6 protein-coding genes are annotated in these 8,881 nt (G+C 73.4%); all 6 read left to right on the plus strand.

Annotation, left to right across the window (positions count from 1 at the left end; all coding sequences use genetic code 11):
- Positions 1–738: 738 nt before the first annotated feature.
- The gene (locus ACH4D5_RS36440) at positions 739–1,836 is read left to right on the plus strand and encodes an SRPBCC family protein (RefSeq protein WP_398311722.1); all 1,098 of its coding nucleotides are present in this window, start codon (positions 739–741) and stop codon (positions 1,834–1,836) included.
- 2,313 nt (positions 1,837–4,149) lie between these two features.
- Positions 4,150–5,217 carry a type III polyketide synthase gene (locus tag ACH4D5_RS36445; RefSeq protein ID WP_398311670.1) on the plus strand — a complete coding sequence of 356 codons (1,068 nt, stop codon included), beginning with the start codon at positions 4,150–4,152 and terminating at the stop codon, positions 5,215–5,217.
- 532 nt (positions 5,218–5,749) lie between these two features.
- Positions 5,750–6,355 (plus strand): cupin domain-containing protein, encoded by a 606-nt coding sequence (locus ACH4D5_RS36450; RefSeq protein ID WP_398311672.1) that lies wholly within the window; start codon positions 5,750–5,752, stop codon positions 6,353–6,355.
- Between the two features lie 5 nt (positions 6,356–6,360).
- Positions 6,361–7,515 carry a DegT/DnrJ/EryC1/StrS family aminotransferase gene (locus ACH4D5_RS36455; protein ID WP_398311674.1) on the plus strand — a complete coding sequence of 385 codons (1,155 nt, stop codon included), beginning with the start codon at positions 6,361–6,363 and terminating at the stop codon, positions 7,513–7,515.
- Entirely contained in the window at positions 7,512–8,612 is a 1,101-nt protein-coding gene (locus ACH4D5_RS36460) for a class I SAM-dependent methyltransferase (protein WP_398311677.1), read from the plus strand. Before ACH4D5_RS36455 ends, ACH4D5_RS36460 begins: the two co-directional genes overlap by 4 nt.
- A 71-nt stretch (positions 8,613–8,683) precedes the next feature.
- Positions 8,684–8,881 (plus strand): flavodoxin domain-containing protein (locus ACH4D5_RS36465; protein WP_398311680.1); only part of this gene is annotated, 198 nt, incomplete at its 3' end.

The following is an 8,881-nucleotide window of genomic DNA, read 5'->3' on the forward strand; positions in this document are numbered from 1 at the left end:
GGGGTTTTTGCTGGTCGGGGGCGCAGGTGGGCTCGAGCCGGGTGCGGGCCTGGGTCGAGCGGGTGCGGCCACTCTGGCGTGAGCGGTCTCTTTGCATGTCCCGGGCCCTGGCCCGGCCCCTTTCCCGGGCGTCTGCAGGTTGTGTCCGGGCGCCGGCCCGCCAGGCCGGGCCGGCGCCCGGACAGACCGGGTGGGGTCCGGGAGCGGGCGGGGTGGGGGCCGGCCCGGGTGGGCGGGCCCGCACGCCATGGGCTGGTCTCCTCCCCGCCGCCGGTCCTGCGTCCCCGTCCCGCCGACCGGCATCGGTGCCTACCCGGTGTCCCGCCGGCAGGTATCGGTGCCGGCCCGGTCCGCACCGGCCCGGCACGTCGCGGGCCCGCGGCGGGTGGGGCTGGGGTGGTACGACGCCGGCAGGTATCGGTGCCTGCCTGGTCCGCACCGGCCCGGCACGTCGCGGGCTCACGGCGGGGTGGGGCTGGGGTGGCACGGCCGGCACGGCGCGAGGCCGCGGTGCGGGCTGGGGCGGGGGTGGCATGACCGGCAGGGCACGGCTGGGCCGGCGCGGGTGAGGACCGGTGCGGGGGCGGGGCGGGTGGGGGGTTGTTGTGGCTTTGTGTTGTGGTCGGCCGGGATGGTGCCGACCGGAACGGGCCGGGGTGGGGCTGGTGCGGGCCGGTTGGGGTGGGGGATGGGTGTTGTTGGTGTGGGTGAGAGGGGGGTTTGGTGTCCGGTGAGGGTGTGCACCGGTTGACGCATACTGCTGAGGTGGCTGCGCCCGCGTCGGTTGCTTATGCGTTGATTGCGGATCCGGAGCGTTGGCCGTTGTATCTGCCGCGCACGGTGTATGCGCAGCGGCTGGATTTTGATGGGGTGCATGAGCGGCTGCGGGTGTGGTCGCTGGCCGATGGGCAGGTGGCCTCGTGGATTTCCCACCGGGTGCAGGATGCCGCGCGGCGTTGTATCACGTTTAGGCAGGGTCCGTTGATGGCGCCTGCGACGTCCATGACCGGGCGGTGGAGTGTGCTGGCGCTGGGGGAGGGGCGGTGCCGGCTGACGTTGGAGCATGAGTTCACCGCTGCGCGGGAGCGGCCCCAGGATGCGGTGTGGCTGGCGGAGGTGACGGCCGACAACAGCCGTTCGGCGCTGCGCAGTCTGCAGTTCCTGGCCGAGCGGTGGGGGCGTCTGGATGAGCTGGCGCTGTCTTTTGCCGAGACGGTGCGGGTCAAAGGGCCGGCCGAGCTGGTGTATGCCTTCCTGTATGAGGTGGCGGACTGGCCCGGCCAGCTGCCGCATGTGCGCCGGGCCGCGGTGGAAGTGCCGCAGGCCGGTATCCAGAAAGTCGCCCTGGACCTCGCCGCCCCCACCCCCACCCCCGCCCCCGGCAGCCCCGGCACTGGTCCCGGCCCCGGCGGTCCCGGCCTCGGCAGCCCCGGCCCCGGCCTCGGCGGCGCCGCCCCCAGCGGTCCCGGTCCTGGCCCCGGCGGCCCCGGTGCTGGTCCCGGCGGTGCGGGTGCGGGTGCAGGGGTGGGTCCTACGGTGGCGGGGATCCGTATCTGTTTCCCGCATGCCGGGCGCATTGTGCACAAGGCCACGGTGCCCCGTCCGTTGCTGGCCGCGCACTGCGGGGAGTGGTCGGTTCTGCCCGATGAGAGGGGCGTCACCGTGGTCGCCCAGCATCACGCCATCGTGCGCGAGGACGCCGTCGAGCGGGTCCTTGGCGCGGGGACCGGGCTGGCCGAGGCGCGCCGGCAGGTGCGTGCCGAACTCGGCCGCGACAGCCTGCAGATCCTGCACCTGGCCCGCCGCCACGCCGAGTCCGCCATCCGCGTCCTCTGACCCGCCCCCGCCCGCCCCGTCCCGTCCCGTTGCGCCCGGTCCGCCGCCCGGTCCGCCCCATCCCGTTGTGCTGCGCCCTGGTTGCCGCACCCGGACCGCCGGCGGCGGGTGACGGCAGGGCGCCCGGCGGGCGGGGGGATCCTGCGGGCCTGTATGCCTCACGGCGGCCCTCCGTACCGGACCTGCTCTGCCCCGCCTGGCCGGGGCCCGGCCCGGAGGCCCCTGACCGCGCCTCTGGCGCGAGAGCTCTCCCCCTGGACCGGCCCCCCGGGCTTGCGGGCGGTACTGAGCCGCCCGCCCCCTGTGTGGCGGGTGCTGGGCTTCCAGGGCTGCCCTTGGGGGCGGCCCTGGCCGCAAGGCCCCGGCGTACGGGCGGCATTGAGCCCCCCTCGGGGCCGGGACGCGCCTGCAGCCCGTAGGGCCACCCCGGGATGCCACGCCTTCAGGTCGCCGCCCGGGGGCACCCTCTCCGCCCCCGGATCCCGCCCCTGTTCCTGCCCTGCGGTGGTCAACTCGCGCCCAGTGGTGGGTGGATGTAGAGGTGGGGGCTCCGCGGGCCGTCGGTCGGGCGGTGGTCTCGGGTGCCGCACACGGCGCCCCGTGCCGTGACCTACGTCACTTTCGGAGTCCCTTGGTGTGCGGACACCATCCGTGTCACTATTTCCGCACGACTTCCCTGCCCAAAGCCGGTTCTGAGGCGGTGGGTTGAGTGTCGTATCCGCCGCCCCTCCTTGCGGGCCATGTTGAATCCATGCCCCCTGCGGCCCGGTTCCCCTTCTGTATTTTTCTGCCCGTATGCCCTAACGCCCGGCGTCACCGGCGTACGGCCCGCGGCGGGAATTTTTTGTCTCTTTTTCCGGTCATCCGGTGCCCGATATCCGTGCGGCCGGGGGAGGACGGGATGGCAGGGGTCGGGTGGCGTATGCGCGTAACCAGGCTGGTTCTTCACGGGTGTTCACGGGGTTCCTTCCTCCCGTAGGCGGTGGGGGTGGGGCGGGATCCGGTGCGCCCGGCCCGGTTCGCCGTACCCCTTCTTTTTTGTTCTCCGGTGGCCGGTCCGGCCGGTCCGGGTGGTGGCCCGGGCGCGGGTGGCGGAGAAGGGCGGCGGGGGAGGGGGTTCTCGTTCGGCCCGCAGCACGTGGCGCGCGTCCGCCCGCAGTCTTCGGTCCGTCCGGTTGCTGGTGGCCGCGCAACTGCCCTGCTGTTACGCGTAGTTGGGTGCCCAGCCGGGCCGACTTCCGTGTTCTGTCGTGCCATTGCCCGGGCGTGCCCGGTGTGCGGCGTGCCGTGGGTCGCAAGGCCCGTCGCCGGCTGCCGTACGCCATCAGCTCCACTCCGTCGGCTCCGCACCGCACGCCCTCGGGCCGCCGGGCCCTCTGTCACCCGCCCGCATTCCGCCCACGGCAGGCCGCAAGCGCCCAGGCCGCGAGCCGCGAGCGGCAGCCGTCCAGCGGCTGGCCGTATGCCGTCCCGAACGACCAGCTCCAGCAACTCAGGCCGCCTCAGGCGACCAGCTCCAGCGCCCAGCCGCACGGCGTGAGCGGCAGTCGCCCCGCGGCCGGTCTCAGTGGCCAGCCGTAATCCGTCCAGCGGTCAGGCCGTAAACGGTCATGCCCAGCGGCCGGGCCCACCGGCCAAGCCGCAGTTGCAGTCCGTCAAGCCGCCCCGAGCGGCCGGCCGTGCCCCGCCAGGCCGCAAGCCCCAAGCCCTACCCCGCCCGGCGGGTAACCCGTACCCCGTCAACCTCTACCCCTACCCGGCCGGTTAACCCGTGCCCCGCCGGCCCGTGGGCTGTAACCCACCAAGCCGTAACCCGGATCCGGACCCGGACCTCTACTCCGCCCAGCCCTGCCCCGCTGATCCGGTACCCCGCCCGGCGATAGGCCGTGTCCCGCTCAGCTGTATCCCGCACCCGTGCCCCGGCCGGCCGCAGGCCGTGTCCCGCCCGGCCGCCTCCCGCGGCCGTGCCGGAACGGGGCCCGGCCGGTAAGCCGTCCCCGACTCGCGGGTCCGGCTGGTATGCCGTCCCCGGCCCGCGACTCCGGTCGGCTGGTATGCCGTCCCGGCCCGCGCGCCCGGTCCGCTCGTATGTCGGCCCGGCTCGTGGGCCGGGTTGTTCCTCTCGTGCCGCCTTCCCCGGTGGCCGGGCGCCGTCTCCCGGACTTGTTGGGGGGCGGGGTCCGGGGCCGGCGAAGGCGGCGCGGCCCAGGCCGTCACCGCTGCCCTTGCCGTCGCCGAAGCGGGCGGCACCGGGAGCGCGCACAAGCTTCTTCACGTGCAGAAGGCAGACTCTAGAGAAAGTGGATTCCCGATATGCCGAGGCTATGCAAGCCGTCAGTGCGTGTGCCGGAATACGTCATCACGGCGGAAGAGACGCTGGATTTCGCCGAGCGGGTCCATGCCGGAAAGCCGCAGCTTCCCCTGGCACTTCGACTGATCCGCAACACGGGGGTGCAGAAGCGGCATATCGTGCAGCCCATCGAGCAGACCCTCAAGCACCCGGGCCTGACCGAACGCAACCGCATCTACGAGGCCGAGTCGAAAAAGCGCACCCCCGAGGTGGTGGAGGAGGCCCTGTCCAACGCCGGGGTCACCGCCCGGGACATCGACGCGATCATCTACGTGTCGTGCACCGGGTTCCTGATGCCCTCGCTGACGGCCTGGCTCATCAACCAGCTGGGCTTTCGCTCCGACACCCGCCAGATCCCCATCGCGCAGCTGGGCTGCGCGGCCGGCGGCGCCGCCATCAACCGGGCCCACGACTTCTGCCTGGCCCACCCCGGCAGCAACGTGTTGATCGTCTCCTGCGAGCTGTGCTCGCTGTGCTACCAGCCCGACATGGACGACATCGGCTCGCTGCTCTCGGACGGTCTGTTCGGGGACGCGGTCGCGGCCGCCGTGGTGCGCGGCATCGGCGGCACCGGCATCGAGCTGGAGGCCAACTCCTCCTACCTCATCCCCCACACCGAGGACTGGATCTCCTACGCGGTCCGCGACACCGGCTTCCACTTCCAGCTGGACCGGCGGGTGCCGGGCACCATGGAGCCGCTGGCGCCGGTGCTGCGCGAGTTCGCCGCCGGGCACCGCTGGGACGCCTCCAACCTCGACTTCTACATCGTCCACGCCGGCGGCCCGCGCATCCTCAACGACCTGGCCAAGTTCCTGGACGTGGACCGCAAGGTGTTCCGCCACAGCTGGTCGACGCTGACCGAGTACGGCAACATCGCCAGCGCCGTCGTCCTGGACGCGGCGCTGCGCCTGTTCGAGGAGGACACCCCGATGCCCGACGCCACCGGCCTGATCGCCGGTTTCGGCCCCGGCATCACCGCCGAGATGGCGCTGGGCCGCTGGAGCAGCGACACCCCGCCCGCCGCCGGCTGAGACGACGGCGTAACGGCGTAACGGCGTAACGGCGTGACGGCGTAACGGCGTGACGGCGTGACGGCGTAACGGCGTGACGGCGTGACGGCGTAGCGGTGTGACCGCGGTGACGCCCGCCCCGCCCGCCGCCCCCGCAGCCACAGTCCCGCCCCTGCAGCGCGGTGCCCCTCCGCCGCACCGGCGGCCCGGTGCCCGCGCGCCCGCCCGCGGGTGTGCCTGCCGCAGCGGCGGCATGGTGCCTCTACACCCGCCCGCAGGCCGGCCGGTGTGTCCGCCGCACTGGCGGCCCGGTGCCCGTACGCCCGCCCCGCGGGTGTGCCGGCCCGCACAGCACCGGCAGCAGTGGCGGCAGGTGCCCGTACGCCCGCCCCGCGGGTGTGCCGGCCCGCACGGCAGCGGCAGCGGTGGCGGCGCGGTGCCTGCGCCCGCAGCCCGCAGCCGGCAGGCCCGACGCCCCTCCGCCCACCCGCCACCCGCCAGCCCGTCCGCCGACCAGGCGAGTTGTCCGTACGAGAAGAAGGAAACCCACCCTATGACTGGCCTGATCGTTCCGCCCGGCCAGGGACGCAAGCTGATCACTCCGGCGCAGGAAGTGACCTTCAAGGCCACCCAGGCGCAGGGCTCGTCCATCTCCATCTTCGAGGTGGTCGTGCCGCCCGGCTTCGATGTCGGCGCGCATGTCCACCACGAGTCCCAGGAGTTCTTCTACGTCCTGGAGGGCGAGCTGGACCTGATGTGTTTCGAGCCGACCGAGCGCACCAAGGACACCTGGCACCACTGGCGTTCGGCCAGCGGTGAGCGGGTCATCAAGGCCGCCGAGGGCGGCTGCATGTTCGTGCCGCCCGGCACCCCGCACGCGTTTCGCAACGCCACCGACAAGCCGGTCAAGATGCTCTTCCAGAGCTATCCCTCGCCCGATCACGAGCACTACTTCGAGGAGATCGCCGAGATCTGGGCGCGCGGCACCACGGTGGATCCCGCCGCGGTGGAGGAGATGCGCAAACGCTACGACGTCGAGGAACTCACCCCCTTGCGCTACCAGCCGCCCACCACCACCCCCGCCCCTGCCGTCTCCGCTGCTCCTGCTCCCGGCACCGCCGCCGCTGCTGGCGCTGCTGGTGGGGAGGGCGAGAAGTGAGTGCCGTGAACAGTGCCGTCCCCCTGGTCCACGCCAGCCTGGGCGAGCAGGAACTGGCCGCCGTCGCCGAGGTGTTCGCCTCGGGCTGGCCGGCCGGCCAGGGCCCCCGCGGCAAGGCCCTGGAGGCCCAGCTCGCCCAGCGCTACGCCATGGACGCGGTGGCCGTCAGCAACTGCGGGGCCGCCCTGCACCTGGCGCTGCTGGCCCTGGGCGTGCAGGGCGGCGACGAGGTCATCGTCGCCGACTACACCTTCCCCGCCCCCGCCCACGCGGTGCGCTACCTGGACGCGGTGCCCGTCTTCGCCGACGTACGCCCCGACACCCACACCCTGGACGTGCAGGCGGTCGCCGACCTGATCACCCCGCGCACCGTCGGCATCATCGCGGTGGACACCGTGGGACTGCCCGCCGACTACCGCGAGCTGAGCGCGCTGGCCCAGCGCCACGGCCTGTTCCTCATCGAGGACGCCGCCTGCGCGGTCGGCGCCACCTACCAGGGCCGCCCGGCCGGCGCGCTGGCCCCCGTGGCCTGCCTGTCCTTCCACGGCCGCAAGGGCGCCAGCTGCGGCGAGGGCGGCGCCCTGCTGGCCGCCGATGCGGCCGTCACCGCCGATGCCCGGCTGCGCTCCTCCTTCGGCATCGGCAGCATCTTCGACCAGTCCAAGATCGTGGGCCTGCCCATCCCGGAGTTCACCGAGGTCGGCTACAACTTCAAGCTCTCCGACATCGCCGCGGCCATCCTGCAGGTGCAGCTGGGCCGGATCGAGGAACTGCTGGCCCGGCGCACCCAGGTCGCCGCCCAGTACGCCGAACTCCTGGCCGGCGAGGAACTGCTGAGCCTGCCCCAGGTGCCCGCCGACCGCACCCACGCCTGGCAGTCCTACCTGGTGGCCCTGGACCCCTCGGTGGACCGGGCCGCGCTCGCCGCCGACCTGCGCGGCCAGGGCATCGGCTGCGGCCACGGCACCTGGGCCAGCCACCTGCAGCCGGTCTTCGCGGCCAAGCAGGCCTGCCCCGTCTCGGCCGACCTGTTCGCCCGCCACCTGGCCATCCCCATGCACGCCGAGCTCAGCACCGACCAGGTCGAGCGCGTCGTCACCGTCCTGCGCAGCGCACTGCGCACCCACGCGGCCCCCGCGGGCCGGGGAGGAACCGCATGAGCGAGCACCAGCCCACCCACGCCACCACACCCGCCCACCCGGACCCCCGCCCGGCCGCCGGGGCGCAGTCCGGCCCGGACGCCGGCCCGGACGCCGTCCTGCAGAGCGGTCCGGACGCCGGTCCGGACACCGTCCTGCGGCTGATCAACGGCTACTGGTCCACCGGCATCCTGGGCGCCGCCGCCGAGCACCAGCTGTTCACCCACCTGGAGGCCGGCGCGCACGACGCCGCCCAGCTGGCCCAGCGCGCGCAGATCTCCGAACGCGGCGCCCAGACCCTGCTGGACGGCCTGGTCAGCATCGGGCTGCTCACCCTCGAGCAGGGCCGCTACCGCAACACCCCCGCCGCCTCCGCCTACCTGGTCACCGGCCGGCCCGCCGATCTGTCGCAGATGGCCCGCCTCAAGCTCACCCACATGGGCAAGCTCACCGCCCTGCCCGAGGTGGTCCGCGCCGGCGGCCCGGTCAGCGACCCCACCACCGAAGTCGCCGACAACCCGCACTGGGGCCAGGTGGTGCCCGCCATCGCCGCCCAGTCGGTCCCCGCCGCCGCCGTCGCCGCCGACGTGCTGGGCCTGGCCGGGGCCGGCGCCATCTCCATCCTGGACGTCGGCGGCGGCTCGGGCATCTACTCCGCCACCTGGCTGGAGGCCAACCCCGCCGCCCGCGCCACCCAGCTGGACTGGGAACCCATCAACGCCATCGCCCGCAAGCTGCTCGCCGAGCGCGGTGTCGGCGACCGCTTCACCTGCATCGACGGCGACTTCCACACCACCGACTTCGGCACCGGCCGCTACGACGTGGCGCTGTACTCGCACATCGCCCACCAGGAAGGCCCCGAGGACAACATCGCGGTCTTCACCCGCCTCAAGGACGCCCTCAAGCCCGGCGGCGCCCTGGTGGTCTGCGACTACGTCGTCGACGACGACCGCTCCGGGCCCGCCTTCCCGCTGCTGTTCGCCTCCGAGATGCTCCTGAAGTCCCAGCAGGGCGGCACCTGGCGGCGCGCCGACTACCACGCCTGGCTCACCAAGGCCGGCTTCAGCGACGTCTCCTTCCACGCCGCACCGCCCGCCACCTTGGTCATCGCCCGCTGACCCACCCCCACCCGCACCCGCATCCGCATCTGCAGACGCACCTGCACGTGAGCACGCAAACGCACGCGAACATGCCCGACACGTTAAGGAAATCAGCCGTGGAACCTGTGAACGTCGCCGTCATCTACTACAGCGCCACCGGCACCGTGCACGCCCTGGCCCAGGCCATCGCCCAGGGCGCGGAGAAGGCGGGTGCGAGGGTGCGGCTGCGCAAGGTGGCCGAGACCGCCCCGGAGGCGGCGATCAGCGCCAATCCGGCCTGGGTGCAG

This window comes from Streptomyces sp. NPDC018029, from assembly GCF_044327655.1.
Taxonomy (GTDB): Bacteria; Actinomycetota; Actinomycetes; order Streptomycetales; family Streptomycetaceae; genus Streptomyces.

Bases quoted from the DNA above. Each gene is read 5' to 3' on its own strand.
- ACH4D5_RS36445 (WP_398311670.1), top strand. From the start codon at position 4,150: ATGCCGAGGCTATGCAAGCCGTCAGTGCGTGTGCCGGAATACGTCATC.
- ACH4D5_RS36450 (WP_398311672.1), top strand. From the start codon at position 5,750: ATGACTGGCCTGATCGTTCCGCCCGGCCAGGGACGCAAGCTGATCACT.
- ACH4D5_RS36460 (WP_398311677.1), top strand. From the start codon at position 7,512: ATGAGCGAGCACCAGCCCACCCACGCCACCACACCCGCCCACCCGGAC.